The organism is Sphingobacterium sp. GW821-FHT03E03, from assembly GCF_059420745.1.
The window spans coordinates 154,832-179,399 of sequence record NZ_JBWKUH010000009.1; the positions used below are offsets into that span (position 1 = coordinate 154,832).

Annotated in this window: 19 protein-coding genes and 2 tRNA genes; 6 read left to right on the forward strand and 15 right to left on the reverse strand. The window is 41.3% G+C overall.

Annotated elements, in window-relative coordinates; all coding sequences use genetic code 11:
- Positions 1–176 precede the first annotated feature (176 nt).
- Together AC07UV_RS12715 and AC07UV_RS12720 are read right to left on the reverse strand one after the other, a co-directional pair.
- Positions 177–1,307 carry an AI-2E family transporter gene (locus AC07UV_RS12715; RefSeq protein WP_495184030.1) on the reverse strand — a complete coding sequence of 377 codons (1,131 nt, stop codon included), beginning with the start codon at positions 1,305–1,307 and terminating at the stop codon, positions 177–179.
- Positions 1,308–1,422: 115 nt separating this feature from the next.
- On the reverse strand, positions 1,423–2,052 hold the full coding sequence (locus AC07UV_RS12720; protein WP_495184031.1) for a porin family protein: 630 nt from the start codon (positions 2,050–2,052) through the stop codon (positions 1,423–1,425).
- A gap of 379 nt (positions 2,053–2,431) precedes the next feature.
- Between AC07UV_RS12720 and AC07UV_RS12725 the strand changes: the two genes are divergently transcribed.
- A tRNA-Cys gene (locus AC07UV_RS12725) sits at positions 2,432–2,502 on the forward strand.
- Positions 2,503–2,534: 32 nt separating this feature from the next.
- Positions 2,535–2,705, forward strand: coding sequence for a spore protein (locus AC07UV_RS12730; protein ID WP_120262149.1), 171 nt, complete (start codon positions 2,535–2,537; stop codon positions 2,703–2,705).
- A gap of 34 nt (positions 2,706–2,739) precedes the next feature.
- Here AC07UV_RS12730 and AC07UV_RS12735 read toward each other — a convergent pair whose 3' ends face one another.
- A complete protein-coding gene (locus tag AC07UV_RS12735) occupies positions 2,740–3,486 on the reverse strand; it encodes a copper homeostasis protein CutC (RefSeq protein ID WP_495184032.1) in 747 nt (248 codons plus the stop codon).
- A gap of 295 nt (positions 3,487–3,781) precedes the next feature.
- Here AC07UV_RS12735 and AC07UV_RS12740 point away from each other — a divergent pair, with 295 nt between their 5' ends.
- Both AC07UV_RS12740 and AC07UV_RS12745 read left to right on the forward strand, forming a co-directional pair.
- Positions 3,782–4,201, forward strand: a complete 420-nt coding sequence (locus AC07UV_RS12740) for a hypothetical protein (protein ID WP_495184033.1) — start codon at positions 3,782–3,784, stop codon at positions 4,199–4,201.
- A 45-nt stretch (positions 4,202–4,246) separates the two neighbouring features.
- Positions 4,247–4,540 (forward strand): Smr/MutS family protein, encoded by a 294-nt coding sequence (locus AC07UV_RS12745; protein ID WP_282252502.1) that lies wholly within the window; start codon positions 4,247–4,249, stop codon positions 4,538–4,540.
- A gap of 44 nt (positions 4,541–4,584) precedes the next feature.
- On the opposite strand, the gene AC07UV_RS12750 is transcribed toward AC07UV_RS12745, so the two are convergent.
- From AC07UV_RS12750 to AC07UV_RS12795, 10 genes are all read right to left on the reverse strand, one after another.
- A complete protein-coding gene (locus tag AC07UV_RS12750) occupies positions 4,585–5,565 on the reverse strand; it encodes a 3-keto-disaccharide hydrolase (protein ID WP_282252500.1) in 981 nt (326 codons plus the stop codon).
- Between the two features lie 125 nt (positions 5,566–5,690).
- Positions 5,691–7,373: a sodium:solute symporter family protein gene (locus AC07UV_RS12755; RefSeq protein WP_495184034.1), complete on the reverse strand. Its 1,683-nt coding sequence runs from the start codon at positions 7,371–7,373 to the stop codon at positions 5,691–5,693.
- Positions 7,374–7,417: 44 nt separating this feature from the next.
- Positions 7,418–9,700 carry an FAD-dependent oxidoreductase gene (locus AC07UV_RS12760; RefSeq protein ID WP_495184035.1) on the reverse strand — a complete coding sequence of 761 codons (2,283 nt, stop codon included), beginning with the start codon at positions 9,698–9,700 and terminating at the stop codon, positions 7,418–7,420.
- A gap of 65 nt (positions 9,701–9,765) precedes the next feature.
- The gene (locus AC07UV_RS12765; RefSeq protein ID WP_495184036.1) at positions 9,766–10,443 is read right to left on the reverse strand and encodes a GDSL-type esterase/lipase family protein; all 678 of its coding nucleotides are present in this window, start codon (positions 10,441–10,443) and stop codon (positions 9,766–9,768) included.
- Between the two features lie 140 nt (positions 10,444–10,583).
- Positions 10,584–12,050 carry an SGNH/GDSL hydrolase family protein gene (locus tag AC07UV_RS12770; protein ID WP_495184037.1) on the reverse strand — a complete coding sequence of 489 codons (1,467 nt, stop codon included), beginning with the start codon at positions 12,048–12,050 and terminating at the stop codon, positions 10,584–10,586.
- On the reverse strand, positions 12,050–13,495 hold the full coding sequence (locus tag AC07UV_RS12775; protein WP_495184038.1) for a glycoside hydrolase family protein: 1,446 nt from the start codon (positions 13,493–13,495) through the stop codon (positions 12,050–12,052). The genes AC07UV_RS12770 and AC07UV_RS12775 overlap by 1 nt, the downstream gene beginning before the upstream one ends.
- A gap of 22 nt (positions 13,496–13,517) precedes the next feature.
- Complete coding sequence (locus tag AC07UV_RS12780) at positions 13,518–16,169, reverse strand: glycerophosphoryl diester phosphodiesterase (protein ID WP_495184039.1); 2,652 nt, start codon at positions 16,167–16,169, stop codon at positions 13,518–13,520.
- Complete coding sequence (locus tag AC07UV_RS12785) at positions 16,166–17,050, reverse strand: DUF5017 domain-containing protein (protein WP_495184040.1); 885 nt, start codon at positions 17,048–17,050, stop codon at positions 16,166–16,168. The genes AC07UV_RS12780 and AC07UV_RS12785 overlap by 4 nt, the downstream gene beginning before the upstream one ends.
- 31 nt (positions 17,051–17,081) lie before the next feature.
- On the reverse strand, positions 17,082–18,647 hold the full coding sequence (locus AC07UV_RS12790) for a RagB/SusD family nutrient uptake outer membrane protein (protein ID WP_104385658.1): 1,566 nt from the start codon (positions 18,645–18,647) through the stop codon (positions 17,082–17,084).
- A 17-nt stretch (positions 18,648–18,664) separates the two neighbouring features.
- On the reverse strand, positions 18,665–21,802 hold the full coding sequence (locus AC07UV_RS12795) for a SusC/RagA family TonB-linked outer membrane protein (RefSeq protein WP_495184041.1): 3,138 nt from the start codon (positions 21,800–21,802) through the stop codon (positions 18,665–18,667).
- A gap of 248 nt (positions 21,803–22,050) precedes the next feature.
- On the opposite strand from AC07UV_RS12795, the gene AC07UV_RS12800 reads away from it, so the two are divergent.
- A complete protein-coding gene (locus tag AC07UV_RS12800; RefSeq protein WP_282252484.1) occupies positions 22,051–23,061 on the forward strand; it encodes a substrate-binding domain-containing protein in 1,011 nt (336 codons plus the stop codon).
- Positions 23,062–23,173: 112 nt separating this feature from the next.
- Here AC07UV_RS12800 and AC07UV_RS12805 read toward each other — a convergent pair.
- Together AC07UV_RS12805 and AC07UV_RS12810 are read right to left on the reverse strand one after the other, a co-directional pair.
- Positions 23,174–23,247 (reverse strand) — tRNA-Pro (locus AC07UV_RS12805).
- Positions 23,248–23,457: 210 nt separating this feature from the next.
- Positions 23,458–23,892 (reverse strand): hypothetical protein, encoded by a 435-nt coding sequence (locus tag AC07UV_RS12810; protein ID WP_495184042.1) that lies wholly within the window; start codon positions 23,890–23,892, stop codon positions 23,458–23,460.
- 247 nt (positions 23,893–24,139) lie between these two features.
- Between AC07UV_RS12810 and AC07UV_RS12815 the strand changes: the two genes are divergently transcribed.
- Positions 24,140–24,568, forward strand: a complete 429-nt coding sequence (locus AC07UV_RS12815; protein WP_495184043.1) for an HYC_CC_PP family protein — start codon at positions 24,140–24,142, stop codon at positions 24,566–24,568.

Here is a 24,568-nt window from a genome sequence, read left to right on the forward strand (position 1 = left end):
AAAGGCCTCTCTTTTGAGCCAATTAGAAAACATGGCAAACAAGAAATCCGAAAAGGAATCTCCTGTTTGCCTTTATAATCCAATCTGACTCACCACTACCTGCTTGCCTCAATTTATAGCAGAAAATAGCCATTAAATTATGAAACCAAATAATCGGGGTAATGATTTGAATAAAACTACTCTTTCCCCTCATCAATAATCTTCTTCTCAATCGGATTTAAAGTCTCAAATAAGTCTTTGTAGACCTCATCCTTGCTATCCTCCTCACCTAGCAGAAATCCCCAAGGTTTCAGCTCTTTAATGCGATCCATTACAATCTTAACAATAGCCAAAATAGGGATTGCTAAAAACATTCCCGAAATACCCCAAACCATCTCACCGATAATAATGGACAACATGGCAAATAAGGAGTTGACCTTTACCTTTGATCCCACAATTTTGGGAACAATAAAATTGCTGTCAATCATGTGCACAATAATCAATGCCAAGATCACCAATACCACGTGCGTAAACGAAGCTGTTGCAAAGGTCAAAATAGCTATGATAAGCATTGAGGAGAAAATACCTACATAAGGCAATACGTTGAATACACCTGTAATCAAGGCTAAAAGCAGACTGTATTTTACACCAATTAAAGAGAGACAAATAAAAACTAAAAGGGAAACCAAGCTCATCTGAATCAACAGACCGATCAAATATTTCTTAACCACATATTGAATCTGTCTGACCACATCCACAACAATTGGCCGGTCTTCGACACGATTGACAAATAAAAGGAACTTCACGATATGACCTCTATAAATCAGTAGAAAGAAAGTATACAAGAAAGTAAAAACAAATAAAATAAACAAGGAGGAGAGTGACACCAGTGCCGTTCCCAAAAACAGCGTACCTGAATCAACCGACTTTGAAGCCGTCTTATTGATGAATTCCATCTGTTCTTTATGCTGTATCCCAAACTGTTGACTGACCCAGCTCTGCAATTTACCTGCCCCATCCATGATCTGTTCTTTAAATGCAGGAAAGTCTTCTTTCAACAAGGTAAGCTGAGAGGCCAACAGGAAAAGACCGTAGCCCAATACCCCAAAAAACAGAATCACACTGAGTATTCCTGCCAATGTCCTTGGAAAACGTAGCTTCCGTTCCATAAAATTGCTCAATGGAATCAAAAGTAGGGAAAACAGTAAGCCCAAAATCATCGGGACAAGAATGGTATCACCAATCTTGGCCAGATATCCCAAAAGCAGGATACTAATTAATACGCAGGCTAACTTGACATAGAAGGGTAAAGAGAGGAATCTTTTCATTGAATATTCTTTTGAATAAAAATAACAATTTCGGCTGACTTAAGTTTATGAAATAAAAAAGTCCCTACAAATGCAGGGACTTCTTCCTCATAATAAGTTTAAGTACTTATATTTCTTATAGTCCAAAGCCTATACCGACTGACCAAACACGGTTTTTAATTGAGCCACTATTAGGAGCTAAATTTGTTAAACCCAAGCCGTAACCTGCATTGATCTGGAAACCGTTGGACAACTGATACCCAGCAAGAAAGTTTATACCAAAGTCAGTGCGTTTCAATTCCTTACCTGATCCACTACCAAATTCGACATCCCATTCTCTTTTTACATTAGCATTATCCGTACTTGCTTCAAATTTGTTCTTGCCACTGAGTGCAAATCCAACATAAGGCCCTGCTCCAATAAAGAAATTACCCGATCCTCCTGTAGGAAATTTAGCCACTGCATTTACTGGAATATCCAAAGACATAATACTTTGTTTTAACTCCCCTGAAGCATTATCAACAGTGGCAGAATATTTACTCCCCTTATTCTGTAAAGACAATCCCGGTTGGATGGAAAAGTTCGGCGAAATCGGGGCGTCCAAATAACCCGTTACAAAGAAACCCGTGTTTGACTCAGAGCTTCCATTTTCAAATGAATATTTAGGAATATTTACACCCGCACGTAGTCCGTATCCCAATCCACCTTGTGCAAAAGCTCCTATTGAACCAAATAAAATTGTTGCAGATAATAATAGTTTTTTCATGTTTCCTAATTTAATTTACTTTGTTCTTTTATCATTTACTCTCATATATTTCTTGTATGAGATTTCTGACAGTCTCATTTGCAATATCTATTCCAAAATCCATAATCTGCTCATATACACTCAAAAACAAACGAAAAAAGTCGGGCCAGATTTTTTTTGAATGTCCTCTAAAAGATACAGTGGATCGCCAAAATTGTTACTTTATCCATATGCTTGCACGCAATGGCGAGACAATTATGAATGCGAAGTGATGACCGAGTCGAAAACTACCAGACTGGTTTTCAGAATAATGCTCAAAAACACAAAACTTTTATCACAAAGATTTTTTAATTCCAATTATAAGTTTTATTTTTGCAGACCTTCAGAAGGAAAAAAATAGGGTCGGATGGCCGAGTGGCTAGGCTGAGGTCTGCAAAATCTCCTACAGCGGTTCGAATCCGCTTCCGACCTCGTTTTATTTAAACAATAAAAATATTATCAAAATGGGAGTTACACGTTTAAAAAGAAAAGATAGAAGAAATAAAACTGTTTCACGTGTTGAAGTTCAGTTCTTGAAATTAGGAACTAACGTTGAGTTAGGTTCAAGATCAAAAATGAAAGCTGACAACCAAATCGTTAAAAACGATGCTATCTTAAATCAATTAGCTAAGTAAGCAAAAAGAAATTAGCAGCCTTTAAAGTTATACTTTAAAGGCTTTTTAATAAGTCTACCATTTGGTGGACTTTTTCTTTTGAGCTCATCCACTGTGCCTCATCCATTCCCTTGACCTGATCCTGTGCAAATTGCATCTTTGAAGGCTGGCTTTCTTTTGCCGAACTGTGTATAGCAATAGCCCCGGTCTCCGCTAAGATCGTCTGGATATTAGAAGAGTCCACTCCAGCTCCCGGCATAATCACAATACGCCCATTTGCCTGCTCGATCAATTGTTGCAGTAAAGGCACACCCGATAAAGCTGAATTTCTCAAACCTGAAGTCAGTATACGATCAATACCCAAAGCAATAATATCTTCCAATGCACTAAAAGGATCTTCCACACGATCAAAAGCACGATGAAATGTCACATGCATAGGACGTGCGGCATCAACCAAACGCTTCGTATTGATCTTATCCACGGTACCATCTGCATTCAACACACCTATGACAACGCCATCCATGCCCAATTCCTTACACAGCTCGATATCGGTGATCATTTCCAACACTTCTTCTTCTGTATATAGAAAGTCTCCTCCACGTGGCCTAATCAGCACGTGAATACCGATATGCACAAGCTCACGTACCAACTTCAATTGACCAAAAGAGGGTGTTGTTCCTCCATTCTCTAAGTTTTGACAAAATTCAATACGTGTTGCTCCACCTTTTTCAGCTTCGATCGCCGAAGCGACTGAATTGGAACATATTTCTAATTGATAATTTCCGATTGCTTTCTCCTTCATTCAATTCAATTTTTAACCTGTTTTTATGCTATGCGAATAACGTAAAAAAAACGCAAATTACCTATTTTCCACTATTGAGAAAGTAAAGCCATTCTTTCTGGAATAAGCTTTAAATGGTATCAAATTTTCACAAAAGCAGTTGGCTTCTAACTCACGTTGTACAGCATTCGACAGATCACCAGTCTATTATTATTCATAATTGGGAAAACATTTCGCCAAACTATTTGTATATACCTTACATGCTTTTATTTAAAACATTAAGAACCAACATCATATAAACTTTAAGTAAAATATCATGGCTATTATATCAAGAAATATGGAGACACAGGAACGGATCATCAATACTTTTGAGGAACTCCAGTCCGCTATACATAGTCTAAAAAGCCAGATTGTTGAATTCGAAATATTGTTTAACCAAGCATGTAATAGGCATATCGCATCTGATTTCAAAAAGGAATGGTTATTGGACCGTATTTCCTCCCGTCATACAATGATTCTGATTCGACACGATAGCCTACAACTTATTCAGGAAACGGTCTCAGCCTACCGCGACTATGATGGTTTCTTTCTGGATCACAAACAATTACTGGATGGGATCGAACTATTGATGCTCACTCATGCCGAAGAGGAAGAATATGAAATGGCAGCCATTATAAAAAAATGGCATGAAAAATTTGCCGATGCAGTTTATTTCCTCGCGGACCTCAGCTATTAAGTCGTTGTTTTGTTTTACATTTGCGGCACTGTAAAATATTGAATCATGCGCAAACCACCCGCTATAGTTGATCTACACGCTGATGCTTTCCTTGAAGATTGGGAAGACTACTCAGCTGAAGAACTTATGTTAGAATCCATTGATTTCCTGAGATCCAACTTAGACGCAGCCATTTATTGGGAAATGAACGAAATCAAATTTATCCACGGAAAAGGAAAAGGTACTTTAAAAAAAATGATATTTAAGGAATTACAGGACTATAAAGAAAGTGGTTCAATTGATCGGTACTATACTTCTTACCAAAATGAAGACATTGTCGTTGTCATCATTGGAGTTTAAAAAGAGACCACCTCGGCGGCAGTCTCTTCAATAAATCTTTTGTATTATTTGATTGCAGGTGTAACGACGACCTTACGGAACTCAACAGGTCCGTGATCTCCTTGGAAATACAATGGTCCCGGTTCGGCCTCCTTACTATCCAACGCACCACCGGTAATCCCCGGAATCTCCTGGTTGCTGATCACTGTTTTACCATTCGCTACAACCGTCACCAGACGTCCCACCAATGTAATATCATAGGTCTGCCATTCTCCAGCCCCTTTATTCATCATTTCATTTGCTGCCAGGAAGCCATAGACCCCTGCAAAAAGTACAGCATTCGGATGTGCATCTTTTGGGCTATCCTCAATCTGCACCTCATAACGCCCTCTTAGATAGACACCGCTATTGCTTCCCGAAGGAATTTTAAATTCAACATGCAATTTAAAATCTTCAAATTTTTGTTCCGAAACAAGGTTAGAACCCGACTGTGGACTGGTCAAGATCCCATTTTTCACAATCCATTGATTTGTTTTACCTGTAGCTTTCCAACCAGAAAGATCTTTTCCATTAAAAAGCTGGATCGGTTTTCCCCATTTAACGGCAGCCGTTCTTTTTAATTCGGGTGCACGTACACCTTTGAAGCGATGCGTCTTTCCATCGGGTTCCGTTATTGTACCCTGTAATGTTCCATTTTGGATCTCACCTTCCACACTTAAGTTCATCTTTCCGCCTTCCCATTGTGGTGGTATCGCAAATTTAAACTTTCCATTTTCATAAAAAACTTGTGAAACAGGCCTTGCACTCCCCGAAGTACTCACATAGTGACCTACTAGCGTCTTATAACCTGACAATTTCACTTCAAGCCAGGAAGGTGCTGAGGTACCATTGACGTCTACCTCGATATCCCATCGCCCGATCAGTTCTTTTCCTTCAATTTCTTGGTTTTGAACAATTGATTCCTTTATTAAATCTTTAGCGAAAGTTGCTTGCGGTAGCGCAGCGGAAGCCAAAAGCCCTAAAAGAAATGCCGCTTTTCTTTTCATATTGTTTATGTTTATATTCTAATTGACAACAAATTTCCAGCAATTTAACTGTTTCGCTTCTGGTATCCAAGGAGTATCGTGTTAAAAAACGCTAAGAATACGATGCCTTGCAAGTTAACCGGATTTTAAATCCGATCCATAAAAACTCGATGGGCTGCTCGCCATGGGATCAATGAACTGATAAGTATTACCGTAGCAATTCCACCAACTAATGGAGAACGGTCGGCAAAGAAAAAGCACAGTACATAAAGCAACAGCGCAATAAAGGTGAGCGAAAATGCTATCATCTTCAATCCAAATTTATTCTGATTTTTCAGTGCCATCTCCTCTTCTTTATCAATCTGCTGTACAGCTTCCTTACGTGCGGCTTTAGTTTGTTTGAGTGCAAGGTATTCTGCACTTATCTTCCCGCGTGATTTCGCATACAGTTCGACACAAACCAACAAAACGAAGGGAAGTACAACACCAAGCAGCATCTCGTTGGCTCGACTAAGTTTATAGTTTATCAACAAAGGAAAAATAATCTTAAACAGCAGATTGATGCTTAAACTGACAGCAGTTATATATACAGTAGCCTTTCCTGTCAATCGCTTTGAAAACAACGCCCATATCGGTGGCGCCAATAATGGCCCGCCTGTAATGGCGCCTATACTCAGGGTGAACTCGACTATCCCACCAATCAATGGTACGATCAGCGCAACAATAATCATAAAAAATCCAAAAAACCAAGATGATGCACGAGCAATAAACATCAGCTTTTTTTCTGACGCTTGCGGGTTTAACGTTCCCTTATAGATATCGTTTGTAAAAACAGCTGATACAACATTTAAGGCCGTATTTGCGGATGCCGATGTAGAGAAATACATTCCTGTGAGCATCAATCCAAGCAATCCTGCAGGGAGCACCTGCTTACAAACCATAATGTAAGCCGTCTCTGTCGCCAAACCGGTCAAATCCGGATTGATCGCTTTGTAAACCATTGGTGGGATCATCCACAAAATCGGGCTAGCAATATACAACGCAGCAAATAAATAAGCAACTTTGGACGCCGATCGTGGTGTATCAACACTGGTATACCGTTGTACAAATGTCCAGTTGCCTCCGATATAAAAAATATGATACAATGCAAAAGCTAAAATAAAACCCCAGGTATACTCACCGTTTACAACGTTGAAGAAATCATCTGGAACTTTGTCCAAGAAGGACTGTACACCACCAACTTCGTCAAAAACCAATGGAATGACAATTACAATCGCCGCTGTCAGGACGACAAACTGTAGAATATCCGTCACCATTACGGCCCACAAACCGCCGATGGCGGTATAGGCAATCATTAGGATTCCCAGCACAATGGTAACTGGAATCAAGGGATAGTCCAATGATTCGGAAACAAGTTTGGCTACAGAATACAACACTGAGCCCTTGAGAAATACCGAAACAATCATGAAGACATAGATGTAACACTTCTGCACTGTACTCCCCAAGCGCTCCTTAATAAACTCGGCCGCAGTAAGATTCCCTGTGGCCTTCCATTTGGGTGCCAGATAAAGACCTGTAATCAGCCCACCTATACACATAGTCCACTGAATGGTAATCGCTACCCAGCCATGACTATACGCTATTGAACCCCATGCGACAAAAGTACCCGCTGAAAAAAAGCTCATAAACAGGGACATCCCCCCTATAAACCAGGGCACGGATTCTCCTCCAGCAAAAAAGGACTTCAAATTTCTTCCGGTTCGTGAGAAGCTTATCCCAACCAGCATGATGAATACCGAAAAAACGATTATAACTACTGTATCTATCATCTTGTATCAACTATTAAATTACTGAATATTATCATTCTATAAGACTATGCATAACACCTGATAGCGAAAACGGCAGCTGGTACATCTGGAGAAGGGTGCTCAAGAGATATCATCAGTTGGTCTGTAACACAAGATTCCGAAAGTTCTATCACGTTTCTGGTCTGAAAGTTGCCCCGCTGCGTATAAATAGTCTTCCCATTTCCATCTTCAATGCTATAATTCCGCACACAGAAGGGCATAACGGTCTCAGGATGGGTCATTAATACGGACTCCATCGCGTGATCCCAGTCGGTATCAAAATTAATTTCTATCCTTCTTATGCGCTGCTTCTGCTTCCATTTAATCGAAATTATTGGTTGCTGATCGTCAGTTGCAGCGACCCAGGCATTCGGACGAATTGTCGGCCGATCAATACCATTACGCACATTTTCGATCCCAAAGACGGACAGTCCCGCTGTTAGCTGAATGGCGAGATTATGTCCTTCGGGCCGGCGTTGTGGCGTCCAAAATTCAAATGAATCCACTCCAGATCCTGACAGGGCTACTTGTTTACCATTATTTGAAACCGCTTTATTTACCCCATTAAAAACAGAAAGCAATCCAGATATTCGCTGAGAGGTATAGGCCAATCGCACATGTTCGTTTTGGAGAAACGTAAGGAAAACATATTGATCCTCATGTATCTTCAATCCAAAATCCAATGTTACTGTCTGAACACCAGGTTTTACACTAATTTTAATTTTTCCCAGTTCCTGATCTGGCGTAAAACCACCTTTCCTTTCACTGCTTCTCAGCCCTACTTCCAATATTGTTGGTTGCATAGCTTCAATCTCCAAAAGAAAGATAGGCAAGGCACCCGCAACGACAGGAAGAAGTTGTGCGGCGGAAATGTCCAGATTTTTCCACAAAATATTTTCTTTGGAGAATCCCTTAAAGTCCAAATTGCTTGAAGAAGTGAGTTCTGCCTGCTGTACAAGATCGCTATTATCGGACAAATGAAAACCTGGTATATACTGACCTGCTCGTTGCAGTTCTTTTTGCAATTCGGTCATATAATAGGATTGACCTAGTTCCCGTGGAACAAGTTGATGCTGAACACATAGTTTTGCAGCAATCGCTACTGCCTGTGCGACATACGCACATGTCGCCATTACCCGAGTTGCACCAAATGCGACATGGGATACACTGATCAGGCGACCCGCCAAAAAGAGGTTTTGAATATTACGACTATATAAACAACGATAAGGGATATGGAAAATACCTTTACTATGCCATTGGTTGCAGGGCTGACGGTCGCTAAAGACACCATCCGCAGGATGCAGATCGATGGACCAGCCACCATAGGCTACGGCATCTTGATGTTGACGCTGCTCGACCACATCTTTTTGTGTCAGGATATAATCACCTTCAAACCGACGGCTTTCTCGCTTTCCGGGAACCATTCCAACCCACTCCAACGTCAGCGTGTCGGCTTCAGGAAATTGTCCTGAATTTTTGATATAATCCCACACACCATAGATGATTTTCCAAAGTTCCCATTTGATCTCTTCGGTATCGTGCACGGTATCTAGACGCCCACCATACTCCACCCACCATAATTTACAGCCATGCTCTTTGGCATTGAAATTTTTGAACCGTGGTATTTCTTTGGTAACATCCATGGCAAAAGCAGGGGCAGTATAAGACACTGATTTTCCGACATCTTTGGTATAGAAATAGAGTGTATGCCCCAAAAGCTCTCCATAGGAAATATCTGGTGCCATAGCCTCTTCAAATTCTTCCCTTGTTTCAGCGCCCATGCGGAAAGCCGCTCCAGAGAGAAAACCGATTATACCATCTCCAGAAGCATCACAAAATAAAGATGATTCAAGGGTATATTGTGTGGAATTCTGGCTGCAAAAAGCACTTAATGATTTGATCCGTTCACCAGCTTCTTTGTGGACTTCATAGACACTGGTATTAAGCAACAATCGGATGTTGGGTTCTTGTTTTACCTTGTCAAGTAAAATCATATCCAATATAACGGCATTACCCTCGGGGTTGCGATACACATTTTCAACCAATATTTCGTCAATAACCCCACCTTCTCGGCTCCAACGATTGTTGTTACCCATATGAGAAGTGGCACCCAATATCCACAATCTAACCTCACTGGAGGCATTCCCTCCAAGTACAGACCGATCCTGTACCAACACCACATGCAAACCTTGCCTAGCTGCTGTAATCGCAGCGCACACGCCAGACATACCACCGCCCACAACCGCTAAATCGGCGGTAACAACTTCATTCTTTAATGTTCTGGAGGTTCCTCCCTTGCTATAAATCATATATACTTTCTTTTTTATCTAGTTTATCATCTTATTCAACACCCCTTATACTGGGGTAAATTCGTCTATTTTATAAATTCGGAAATCACATCTTTCCAAATAGTGTACCCCTCGACGGTTAGGTGCAGACCATCCTCCCGATAGTATGCCGGAACTAAATCACCGTGAACATCCAGCATTTTAGAATATACATCCGCGTAGGCAGTCCCAGATTGTTGTTTTAAAAACTGTTTAATACGCGCATTAACCTCTTCGATCTGTATTTTATCTTTCAATCGGCGCGGTGAAGGTTTGATGGAGATATAAATTATCTCAGCATGCGGTTTGGTTTTTCGTATTTCACTAAATAAGGCAGCAAACTGCTCTACAATACGATCTGTAGACCAATGCAACCCAATGTCGTTGTCACCTTCATAAATAAAAATTTGCTTTGCATTATACGGTGTAATCAATCGGTCTCTATAGGTATACAGATCTATTGTCTTGGTTCCGGAGACCCCTCTATTCAGTACAGCCTGACCAACGAAATCGTCCTTTAGTGTTTTCCAATTTTCAATGGTCGAACTACCAACAAATAAGATGATATTGTCAGGTGGTGGATTTTGCTTATCCAGACGTTCATAGCGCTGTATCTTTTCCTCCCATTTCTGCTGCTGTGTCAATACAGCTTGGGCGTAGGTAAAAGATATACTCAAACTGAGTAGTAGACAGCCGAATAGCTTTATTAATTGAATTGCTTTCATCTAATTATTTTTTTATTCATTACTCGATTTTCCCCTTTAAGGCATTATTCATAAGTATTTATTTTCAATAGCATTCATGAGCTCAATCGTTCGGTTTACTCGGTTCACGCTGCTTTCAAATCATGATGATTTCATACTTCTTATTTTCTAGCAGTATTTAAAATTGGTTTCCCGCGTAACAGTATCCGTCCTAAATAAATTACAGATGCGTCATATTTCTCGGGGTATTGAACAATATCTTCTTGTTGAGATGGTCCCAAAATTATCCTTTTATCGGCTTTCAATGGCGATATACGAAAACTGATTTCATGCCTCCCTTTTGGCAATTTGATCAAATCATATTGACCTCGATATCGATTATTACAGTAGGCATTAAAACGATTCAACAGAGTATCACCCTTATCCCCTATTGTCATTTCATAGGGCTGAAAACTATCTGACTGTAATTTCTGTAGTTTTACCTGACGGCCATCTACCCATACTTCAAGCTGCCCCACCTCGGGTCCGCCAATATCAAACAGACCAAATATATCGCCTTCAAAAGTGAATGAACACCGCGCTCCCTCTTCCCCAGCTACCATCATCGTGTCAAACCACCCATTGAACGCCTTTAATTTGGATTCTTTTGTAGGAAGGACGGCCCATTTAGCATCAAAATCAGCAATATCAGTAGGCATGTACATCCCTGCGATATCCCATTCATCAGATATCAGCGGTTGAGGCAATGGATGTATATCCATTTTTGAACATCCTTTCATCTTCTCAATCCCACGGGCAATGGCTGCAGCGTAAAGATCACCACCTGCTTTCAGCGGGTGGATTCCGTCCGTAGAAAATAAAATACGTTCTCCTGCAGAACCTGCATCTCCCTTCCACAACAACTTGTCCTGAGATTCCAAGCGCGCAATCTCCATTCCCAAGTGTATTGTAGGAATACTATAATGATCGGCCAATGCTTCCAAAGCTTCAATATGTGGCGGTATCTTTCCATTATTATATACCTTGGTTTGTGCAGCCAAGATGGCATAAATTAAACAGATATCGGTATGCTGATGATGTTGGATAATCTGCCTGACTATACCTTCCATGCCTGCTGCATAGGCGCCATTGACTGCAAAGTCTATGATAACCAGATCGGGGTGCTGTGTTAATACCTGCTCCTGAACTCTAAAGGCTCCCAAATCCGTACCTGTTCCAGATACGCCAGCATTGACCCACTTAAATCGGGTGGATGGATAACGTGCCTGCAAATAGGTGGAAATCTGCATCCGGTAACAATAATTTGCTTGTGTCAGGCTACCACCGATAAATGCGACGGTCACATCTTGACCATTGGCAATTTTAGCAAGAAAATTAGGAATACCACCGCGAACTATACACTCGTCATCTCGCTCAAAATCACTTGGATGAATAAGCTCCTCTTTATGGAGATCCACAGAAAATAATAGATGCGAGGCGGTACCTTGTGAAGCTGCAATCTTATCGAGCTCCCCGGTATTCTGCGCACTCAAATCAGTCATTGTAAAAAAAAGCAATAGGATCGTTATGATTAATTGATAGCTACGCATACCATTTGAATACAAGTTCTCGTAAAATATTTTTAACATCAATCTACAACAGTGATATTCGAAGTAAAGGAATTCGCGACGATATCAGATTGCAACATATTCCTGCCCCCGACCTTTACGTTTTTGAAGGTCACATCTTTAATCATGTGCTCCGCATCATAACCCTCGAAGGTTGCCGCTGTGGCACTGCTGACACAATCAATAAATCGAATATTAGAAATGGTTCCAGGTCTATAGACTGGATTTGAATTCGAGTTCTGCTTAATATACATCAGCACGAATCGTGTATTTCCGATGGTCTCATCACGGATCCCTTCGAAGGTGATATTCCTCACATCAGCCCAATCCGAATGTGGTATCGCCACAGAATGACCTCCCCAAGTCATTTTGGCTATATCAATATCTTTGAATGTGAGCTGTTCGACACTACTGGTTTCTAAGGAAGAACCTATACGAATACCTACGCCCACCTGGTTTTTCCAGATCAAACAGTCGTGGGCGCTACAATTTAAAAGTGGGGTTTCACCATCTGCAGCCGCATTTGTTGCGTGCCAACCAAAACCATCATCCCCCGATCCAATAAAACAGTGGGAGAAATGCACATCTTGACATCCTGAACCCAAATCCAAACCATCATTGTTCTGCCCAAAGCTCAATAGATTGAGATGGGAAACGTTGACATTCGACGAATTGACCATATCCACTTGCCACCCTAAAGCGGCATGCCGAACGCCAAATCCCCGGAGTTCCACATTTTGACTACGGTAGACTTTGACAAAGTTTCCAGCGACAGGAGCAGTACGATCATCAATATAACCTCGACCGATCAGTTTGACATTAGACACATTTTCGATCAATACCTTTCCTCTTAAAATTGCTCCCTCTTCTAAATAATAGGTTTTATTAGACTCAAGTTTAAAAACTCCGTTTACGCCATAATGTATTCCCTTGGCAAAAACAACCGCCCCAGGTTTATAGGCACTGTAATCGGGAGATCCAAATAATAGCAAGGGTGCTCGACCAGGGATAGCTAACGCATAATTGTAATATTCCGGGATGGTAAATGTCAATTCATTTCCATTCTTCACAACCGGAATATTCAATCTTTTAGGCGAAAGCGTAAAATTTGAGAATGCACTGTTACAAATAATCTTGACCTGTGTACCTGGCACATACTTAAACAATGCGGTATGTACATCCGTCTGCCCACCATTTTGGGCCAGATCATAACAGGTTTCTTGCCATACGTCCAAGGTATCATTGTTGACGATAACCTGATAAGCCAAACTTTTCACCATGGGTGAATCCAATTGCCCGGCAGCAGAGGCCATTCGTGCAAGTTTATGCTCTACTTGTTGTTGATTTTGCTGTTCATTTTGCTGTAAGCTCTTTTCGATCCCTGTACAACTTAAAACCGTAAACATTAGTCCAAAGAATACTGGTAAAATCCAAAAGTTTTTTAAGTCTTTAATGTTGCTATTCATACTATTAGTTGATTTTAAATGGTTATTGATAGTTGATTTTCATTACTTTTAGTCCCGTTGCCGGCAGGGTGATTTTCCAGTCCGGAGATGCTGGCATTTCTATTTCATGTTCCCCATTGGCGTTGAGAAGATAGGCCTCCAGCTGACCTGATCCAAATAGACGCTGGGATTGGCCTTTATCCACCCTGAGCTGAATCTCCTGCTGATCCACACTATTGTTCAGCAAAACAATATAGAGCTGCTTATTATCGCTGTTCGTTGCCAGGATATAATCTATTTGTGCATTATCAAGGTCGATAAGTCCCTTTTCCATTTTCAAATCGACGGGCGCGCCAAATATCCTCCCTTTATCAAAACCGTAGCTGCGGTGTGGCCCAACTTTAGGTGTTATAAATCCACTGGGAAAGGAGATTTTACCATTGGAACGAACCGCTGCTTCGGAGAGTAGATAATCGGTAATCCATCCCAATTGCCACCAGGCATGATGAGGAAATGGTCCTGCCCCTTTATTCATCGCATCCCAGTAATAGGAAGCGACTCCGGTATTGGCATCCACAAAAGCATCCCGTCCCCAGGCTGCTGCTCTTGCCATATCCAGCAATAGGCTGTCTTTCGTTTGCGCATAAAGTCTTACAAACAACCCCGCATGACTCGATAGCAGAATAGGACCATGATGATTTGCAGAGCCCATAATACCTCCATGTTCAAATCCCAGCCCCGCTTGACTGATTTCCCAATCTTGACGAGCAGTCCCATTCACGCGCTTGAGCTCCCGAGATGGGATGGGATGCGTATAGATCGATGTTGTATAATATTTGGCTACCTGATAAGCCGCTGTTTGATAGCGTGAATCCTTGGTCAATGTATACATGTCGAGGAGGGCCTGTATAGACTGTGCTGTTGCAAAATCAGGTGCAAATCGCGTATCACCACAGACACCCAGGAACCATCCTTTTTTTGCTGCATGTTCGACAAACCAGTTTGCGGCCTTAATTGCGCCAGCTCGATATTTTTCGTCCTTTAGCAACTGATGCGCAACCAATAGTCCATAAAATGTTGGTCGGAGATCGGATAGGTCCTCAAACATGGGACGGCCTGACTTATTATCATATGCAACCTCCCAATGCCCATCGGGATGCATTTTTGACAACAGCCAATCTGCGGCTTTACGCAAGGCTTGTTTAAGATCAGATCGATCTGGTTCAAAAAGTAATATATTGCCGATATCCATCAACATGTAATAGCTGGTGCCAATGGGCTCGCTATACGGCCCCCATTCTTCGGTAAACTGTTGACTGCGATATAGGTAATACTGCCCGGCAGCTGATCCATAAAAGAACCCAGGTTTCCGCTGTTGTTGCTGCAACTTGAAGTTTAGGGCTTCAGGGAGTCGTTGCTGTTTGAGCGTGGTATCTCCAGTCAGTCTAGCCAGCATCCACATCGCACCATAATCAGAGTTTTTCATGGCATCTTTTGCAGATCCATACACGCCACCCAGATAATCCTGAGCACCAATCACCGTATTCTTATCATTTACGGTCCGCCACTTGGAAGTACTATCTGCTAAGACATAATCATACATCGCGTAAAGACGATCCGTTAAGGAACGATTCGTCTCTTTCAATTTTAAAAAATCACTAAACTTATAAACATCTTTTATCGCATGCCCTAAAACATTGTACCACGAGGTTTGCTGGATTGTATAGCGAAAAGAAAATGTTATCTCTTGTCCTTCGTTCAAGTAAGACCCAGCCTCACCCAGTACTGGATGATAGAGTGTCGGTGTAAGCTCGTTATTTCGATTCATCAATGACAATCCAAGTTTCCAGTCCGCATGAGTCTTTGTGTCTTTCAACCAGGGATCCCTTGCAGTTCCGGGTTCAGCTACGGTCGCTAAGGTCACTCCAGATTGTGTCGTTAACAGCGCCGCTAATGTAGAGGCTGTACGTTCTCGGACAATGACCGGACGATCAGGGATGCCATGTCCGTAAGCGTAGGCATCCACAAAGTCAGGATTGAGCGCTGCCCCTTGAAACAATCCCGGAATCACCGCCCACTGAAACTGCTTGCGATCACCAATCGCCAGTGATGGCGACGACAGGGAATAATAACCGCTTTGTTTCGCTTTTAAAATCATCTGTACACGGATATCATGCGTATGATCTGGATCAAGGTTCCATTCTTCTGACAGGGCAATTTTTTCGTTTTCGTATTGAAATCTCAACCCCGAGTGCGAAGCTGAAGCCACTATAGTCGGTTGATAGTGCAATACTTCTCCTGCAGTATTCAGGCTCACAGACGATAAACTTTGTGACCAGATTGGAATTACATAGCGATATTGAGAGTCTGGAAAATGAATGGGCTTCCCATCATGACTATAAACAGTTGCAGATTTATCTAACGGCTTATTTTTAGCGTAAAGGATCGTTCGCTGCTGTGTCGCCATCGTTAGCTGCTTTTTTCCTCCCGCTCCATCTTTCAAGGCGAGGGATTGAAGCTGATAGCCATTTTTACCCTCACGCCAGATCAGTTGCATCACACTATTTTCTAGGCGTACATCAGCCTCGCTTTGTGCGAAAACACTTGCGAAGCATAAAAATGGCAGTATGATCATCGTCCTCCATACCCCAGCGCAATGACTGTATCCTCTATTTAACCGTTGCATATCGATCATGGTGTAATGGTTATTGTCACTTCGGCGTACCCTGCTTTACGACCACTGTACCAGTCGGAGGAGGTTTCAAACACAGCTTTATAGACACCTGGGGTCTTGTATACATATTTGTATTCCCGCAGGTTTGAGCTGACGTTTTTTAGTGCTATTCCTTTGTCTGCAATGGACTCCTTTACTTTAAAACCTTTGGTAATCACCCAATCATCATTGTCGGTATCGGATGCAACACCGCCATACATCAATAGCTGCGTTGCGGAAATCGTCCATACCTTACTGTCATTTAGAAAACTTACGGCATTCCAGCCCGCATTGGATATCGTAGCAACATTAGTCTGCACGCCTTCTGGCGATACCTTTACCGCATTAAAAGTACGAATGACCCATCTGTTCTGTTGCGGCTTTTGGAAGTCAGTGTACCGGAATGCCAAATATGTTGATCCCGTGTCAACCGGATTGAGATACGATTTTAGACTTACGGTTCCGGAAGGCGTATTATCTTGCCCTGTGGAGAAAACGGCTTTGTCTGAAATATCGGTCCAAGTGGCTTTGTCAACCTCTTCTCTAGTGTATATTCCGCTAAAATTATTGGAAACGAATAGTTTTAGATTGTCATAAATAACACCCCATTGTACGAGTGTTTTGAAATCTACCTGTAAATCGTTATCCGCATAAAGGCGATCTTTCAAGTCATAGTTGTGTCCGTTCTCTCCAGAATAGAATACAATATTGTCAGGGGTTCCTTCAAATCGGAATACAACGGTATCACCTACCTTGTAACTTGAGGCATTCGTCCTGACCTCCATATCGGCACTGGCAATATCCTCTTTCATACAACTGGCACACAATACGGCCAGCATGAGATACATCATCGATATTTTCATCTGTGTCTATTTATTTTGTGATCCACCAGATTTACCAACCTGGATTTTGGACAATCTGTTTATTAATAGTTATCTCTGTATTTGGTATGGGAAACAGCACATTTCTCTCCGTCGTGTTCAGGCCAGCATTACCACCATACCGGTGTGCTGCGGGCGCATTGACTGAAATATCGCGTCCCAAGGCATTCATCGTAGGTATATAAATTCCCCAACGAATTAGATCATGTCTCCGGATACCCTCGAAACAAAATTCGCGCAGGCGCTCGTCTTTTATATAGTCCAGAAAGGCTATTTTATCCATTCCGCCAGGCGCATCACTATCTCCATTAACCTCATTTAACGCCTTACCAAAAGCTCTCCTACGCACTTGATTGATTGCTTGGTAGGCGGCAGTAGTTGGGGATTCGTTGACCTCATTTTCTGCCTCAGCTTTCATCAGTAATACATCGCTATACCTTATAATTGGAAAATTGGTTGAATTGGCACTTCTTACTTTGGTACCGGTCTCATATTCCCGTCTCCATTTTCCAGGGTTTCGATCATAAAGTTGAGCTCCACTATAATATTGTTTTTGCGTAACTCCCGCAGTAGTCACAAATCGGTAGGGGCTAATACTCCAATCGCGCCGCATCGTATCTTTCTGACCAAACAAATCGTATAATTTGGCTGTAATCCGCATTGCTCCGCCCGAATATCCAATACGTTCATCGGGACATTCTATACCGTTCTCAATACCAACCATACCAGCCTGATCGATGTTGCCGATCTTATTTCCAAACATGCCAACTTCCCAAAGACATTCTTTCGGTTCATTGATATCTTGTGAATGGTTGATAAATATTTGCTTATAATTGGGATTCAGCTGATGTTTTCCTGAAGCAATCACTTTATCCGTATATTCGATAACATTTTGATAGCGAGCGTGGTCATTGAGAGGCTGTCCTGCCATTTTTAAAAACACACGGGCCAGTACGGCCTGGACGGCTGTTTTGCTCACTCTTTCATTAGCCACTACTCCACTTTCGTGAACCAGGTTTTCGGCTTCCTGCATATCTTTCACAATTTGCGTATACAAAGCCGCCAGTGTTGCCTGAGCTGGGTAAGGGTCGTTGGGAGACTGCGTAGAGGACAGTTTTAAAGGTACTTTTCCAAAGAAATCGGTCAGTATATAATAGTAATATCCGCGCATAAAGAGTGCTTCGCCCTTGATGGCGTTTCTTTTGGTGATATCCATCTCAACACGATCAACATTTTCCAATAATAGATTTGCCCTATTTATCCCTTCGTATAAGGTTTCCCATAGTCTAGTAATGTCCAAATCGGCAGCGTCCATGACCATCACTCGAATATTGTTTATTGATATATTCTTGAAATAGGCCTCATCACTAACGACAAGATAACTGAAAAGTCCACGACTGTACATCCGCCCATAGGTATCGATCAGTCTGTTATAGACCCCATTGAGGCTATTCATTAATTCGCTTTCATTTCGAAAATATTTTTCAGTGGTCACAAAGTCAGGTTCTTTATCCAGCAATTTGGAACATGAACTGGTTAGACAAGCGATACATATGGAAAAAATAAAAATGCGTTTCATCTTGATCAAAGGTTAGTTTAAAAATTAATGTCAAGTCCTACGGTCATCGTACGAGGACGCGGATAAGCCGACCAGTCAAACGAAGGGGTCAATGCTCCAGGACGGGTGCTCACTTCGGGATCGAGCCCTGAATATTTTGTCCATGTAACTAGATTTTGTGCAGCCACATAGAGTCGTATGGATTTCATTCGTAATCTTCGGAGCTGATCAGTACTGAATGTATATCCTAAAGACAAGGTCTTTAGTCGCAAATAGGATCCATCCTCAATCGTTCTGGAAGAATAAACAGCTGGCCCCTGACCGCCGACACGATATAGTGCGTTGGTCTGGTTTTCTGGCGTCCAGCGATCAGCGAAAGAAGCAAACATATTCAGAAAACCACGAGCGACAGGATCTCCGCCTTCAAACTCAATGCGATTGGCATTTAAGATATCCCCGCCATAGCTCCATTGTAAAAAAACATTCAGATCGAAGTTTTTATAATTGAAGTTATTATTAAATCCTCCGATATGTTTTGGATTTGGATTGCCTATTATTGTCAGGTCATAATTGTCAACCTGCCCATCGCCATTGATATCCTTAAAGCGAATATCACCTGGTTTAATGCTTGCTCTGGGGACTCCGTTATTGGGTTGCCCCGCTTTTAGCAGATAGTTTCCGTTGACGAGATCAAAATCTGCGTACTGATAGACACCATCAAAAAGATACCCATAAAACAAGGCTATTGGCTGTCCGGGTATTGCGATATAGGGATATGCATTATTGAAATTTCCCCAGGTGACACGTGTTGCCAAACTCGGCTCTCCTTCATTGAGTTCAAGGACTTTATTTTTATTAAATGCAATATTAAAACTTGAACTCCATGAGAAATTTGGAGTCTGCACGTTTTTGGTCTCCAATGTAAATTCGATTCCGCTGTTAGATACCCGACCGATATTTTTGAAGCCTGTCAGGAATCCCATACTGGGAGCCAAGGTTGCATTCAATAATAGGTCACGTGTCTCCTTGTGATAATAATCTGTTGTAAGGGACACTCTATTCTTGAGTATGGAGAGGTCGAGACCAACATTGGTTTGAACGGTGGTCTCCCATTTTAAGTTTGGATTTCCAAGATTCGTCGGTACCATTCCCTGACCGGCACTGTTACCTACACTGTAGCCTGAAGCGGGATTCATCTGTAAGGCTGTTAGTGATGCATACTCTGATACACGATTATTTCCGGTAGAACCTATGCCAACGCGCAATTTCGCATCACTGATAATCTTGATCGGTTTCAAAAAGTTTTCCTCTTTCAATCGCCATGCAAAAGACCCCGAAGGGAAATAGGCCCATCTATTCGATTTCGGGAATTTGGAGGAACCGTCACTTCTGAAAGACAATGTCAACAAATACTTTGATCGATAATTATAATCAACCCGCCCCAGGTAGGATATCAGTCCATTGGATGCGTCAGTCACTGGCGCCATCGTAATCTGTCCTTCGTCCAGGCCTTTAATACCTAATGATTCATTGGGTACCAAAATGGACGTAAATCCATTGGTATAATTTCGGACATCTTGCACAGTGAACCCGACGACCGCCTTTAGCCGATGCCCCCCATTAAATTTCTTATCATAGGACAGAGTATTCTCATTTAATAGATTAGTGACTTCATTATTCCAAATAGAACCATTTACTTTATTGTTTGAAAAGGGATGTCCTGCTCTGGATTTTGAGTTAAAGAATACTTCCCGTCGTTGGTTTATACGGGTATAGCCACCAGTTGCCCTAAACGTCAACTCCGATCCCAATTTATATTCCAGATAACCATTAGCAACAAGATTTGTACTGAACAGGGGATTATACTCATTCTGCACAGCTAGATAAGGATTGATCCGTAAATCGGTACCTAAGCTCGGGTCCATATCCGGATCAAAAAGATCGTCTATCAAAGAAGCATCCGTCAACGCATTTCCAGTGATTGGCCGAAACCCCCAGAGCCCATACATCAGGCTCGCAGTCGGGCTAGGCTGAGATTCTGACACCACGGTTCCATACCGTTTAAAGGCCGTATAGTTTAGATTCAAGCCTACTTTCAATTTGTTATTTATAGTCTGATCCAGCACTATTCTTCCTTGATATTTATTAAATCCACTGTTTAGGATTATCCCATCCTGATCCAATAATGATCCAGAGATTGCATATCGTGTACGATCGGTCCCCCCACGTATCGCTATAGAATGATTGTGGGTAACAGCTTTTCTAAAAACTTTGTCCTGCCAATTGATTCCCTCCATATTGCGATAATCTTCAAGGGTTTTACCATCCTTTAGGTATATATTTGTATACAGGGTGAGATTCTGCTCCAATTGATATTTCACAAATTCGTAGGGATTTAGCAGATCTTGCGTTTTTAGGATCTGATTGAGTCCTACCCAACCGTTGTAGTTAATGACCGGGGTTCCAACTTTACCTTTTTTGGTTGTAATAAGAATCACCCCGTTGGCTCCTCTAGCGCCGTAAATCGCTGTTGCCGAAGCGTCCTTCAACACCTCCAAAGATTCAATCTCTTCGGGATTAATGGTATTCCCAACAGATGTTTCGACCGGAAATCCATCAACGACATAGAGTGGAGAGTTATCTTGTGTGACCGAGTTATTACCCCGAATCACGATACTGAGTTCCGCTCCTGGTTGTCCATCATTTGAACTTACCTTAACGCCAGCCACCCGACCGGCTAAGGCTTCCTCGAAATTGGCGACAGGGGCTTTACGCATATCTGTCAAATTAGCTTGACCTACAGCTCCCGTCAGATCGCGTTTGGTTGTTGTCCCATAGCCGATGACAACAACATCATCGAGTATCTGTTCGCTTCGTGAAAGCTGGATATTCTGGGAATGATCCAATCTGGCCGCATGCTTTACAGTAACATAGCCAACCATTGAAAAAAGTAATAATTCACCTTGAGAGATGGGCGATATAGAAAAATTTCCCAATGAGTCTGTGGAAGTTGTTACAGTTTTATACTGATTAGATACTGTAACTCCGACCAAAGGAAGCCCTTCTACATCCATCACTCTTCCTTTGACAGAAGTGGGCTGTTGTCCAAAGGAGGACAACGTTAGAAAAAAAATCCCCAATAAAAGCAGAGCCGCCTTTAAATGAAATAGAGTCATAATAGTATTTATAATTAGTTATCTGTTGTAATCTAGTCTGGTCTAGACTGGTTTGCTTTTATAAAAGTATAAATTATATTTGCCCCTGCAAAAAAAAAATAAAAAAAGATGTAGTTTCTTCTTAAGAATATCTTCAAGGGGGGAGAAAATCATCAAACTTATTCCGTTATCTGAATAATATCAAGACTTGCATATAAAAACAAGTTTATCTAAGTTTGACTCTATTATCGTAAATGACTATTCATCACATGTCCACTACAAACGAAACAGGCAACGGGTCTCGCATGAAGTATCTTCAATTAGTAGATCACATTCATACATTGATCGAAAAGAATGACCTACATATTGGAGACCGTATTCCCTCTTTAAATCAATTGCAGGACCAACTCGGCATGAGCAAAGAGACAGTCTTGAAAGGTCTTAATTATCTACTCGAAAAAGGGATAATTGAGTCTGTCTATCGCAAAGGATATTATGTAAAGAAAAAACAGGTGGAGCATTCTTATCGCATCCTGTTACTTCTGGATAAAATGAATACCATGCGCGAACAGATTTATCAATCTTTATTAGTTGAGACCAAAGGGACCGCAGCGATCGACGTCTATTTTCATCATCACAACTTTAATGTCTTTCGCAATATTATCACCGAAAACATCAACAACTATACGCATTTTGTTATTGTTACATTCCTGAAAGATGACCCAGCTCCGATCATCAATCTCATCCCTCCGAACAAACGGATTATTATCGACTACAATCAATTGGGACTCTCCGGAAATTATACGGCTATCTATCAGGACTATGAATACGATATTTATAATAGCCTTTCCTTATTGCAGAATAATATTCAAAAGTATCAAAGAATTATATTGATCGCACATCCTGAAGCTTTACATGCCGAACATGTCATCAAAGGTTTCGTCCGGTACTGTGAGGAGTCAAGCATCGATTATGACATTATCCCAGACGTAGATGAGACAAATTTTAAGAAGCATACGGCCTTTATCACCTTTAGTCGCTACGATTCGGATGATGTTTCCTTGATCAAATTGGCAAAGAAACATGGATTTACATTGGGCGAGGATATAGGCCTTATTTCCTATAATGATACTGACGTCAAAGAGATCCTTGAGGGGGGAATTACGGTAATATCTACCGATTTCCGGGCAATGGGAAAAGCGGCAGCTAAGGCTGTACTTCAAAAGAAAACTTTAAACGAACGCAATCCTACTCAAGTTATCATTCGGAAATCTCTTTAACATTGTGTGGCTGAGCCTCCTACGGATCGAACCTCATGTCAACTTAAGAGGTCGCAGGTTCTCTCCACGCCTAGAAACAAAAAAAGCTCTAACTTTCGTTAGAGCTTCTCAGTCGGGGTGGCAGGATTCGAACCTACGACCTCCACATCCCAAATGTGGCGCGATACCGGGCTACGCTACACCCCGAAAAAGGTATCACCTTTGTTTTGTGTGGCACAAAAGTACACTAAAAATATGTTGTTTTCAAAATTATTTTCAACGACACGCTTAACCAACTGATATATTGACAAATAATTTAAAAAAGACCAATAAACAATATATTTACAAACGAAATGTCCTTAAATAAATGGTCAGCAGATTTTAGATTTAGCTACTGACCATCTGACCTCGTCTAGATTACCAGCTTCTTTTAATTACCATGGTGGTTTTAATCGCCCCCTGCTGATTAATCAGTGTGAGCTTGGATACCGTAGAAACAATATTTTCCTGAATTTTATATTCAACACCATCAAAAATCATTATTTTTGAATCAGGCATACTGTAGTCATAAGCTACCGCAGATTTATCTTTTTTCTTATGCCAGGCGCCATCTTTATCAAAATTAAGTGTCTCGCCCTGCTCCATCATTTCACGGGTCACATTTAACTCAGCAACACTATTTCCTGAAACGGTTTTAGTCCAGCGTTCCCAATTCCCGGTCCGGATTATATTCAGTGCAGCATCCCTTCCAATATTATCAACGGTTTCCTTACTGCAAGAAGTCATTCCCACCGCAATTACTCCAAGCAATAGCAGCATCCAATTCTTAAAACTCATTTTTAATGTGCTCATAATTTATTTTTTGGGGGTACATTTACAAGTATTATACCAAACTCTAACACCCCCTATAGTTACCTCCGATAAATTTGCCTCGCATTAGTCTTGGAGAAATGTTATAAAACTTTGATGAAATTGTACAAATAACCCTTTAAAAGAAAAAATATATTTGCATCACTGATACGTAAAGCCATTGCGATTTGTCTAGCACCCTATGATGCTGGCGATTTTACCGGCAATTCAACAGATAAATTAAAAACAGGTGAAAAAATTACTCGTCATCTTTCTTTCCATGATATACTCGGTATTGGCCTTAGGCCTTACACAATACCAGCATATTTGCAAAGGAACAGCTGTAAAACTGTACAGCTGGACGAATACAGAAAACCCTGACAACAATAAACCTTGCCCGATCTGTTCTTCAAAGGACAAGAAATTAAACGAAAAAAAGAAAGACTGCTGTAAACATCAGTCCAAACTGGTCAAACTCAACGACAGCATAAAAAAGCAATCTCACTTTGACTTTTCGGTAAAATTTTGGGGTTCGGCCATACCCAACCAACTGTTGGGAACCTTATTTGATATATCCTTTGTCAATAGCGATAACGACAAACACCTCACCTATCTATCCTTAAAAAGCCCCATCTGGAGCAATCCGCTCTATATCCTTCATTGTACTTATCGAATTTGA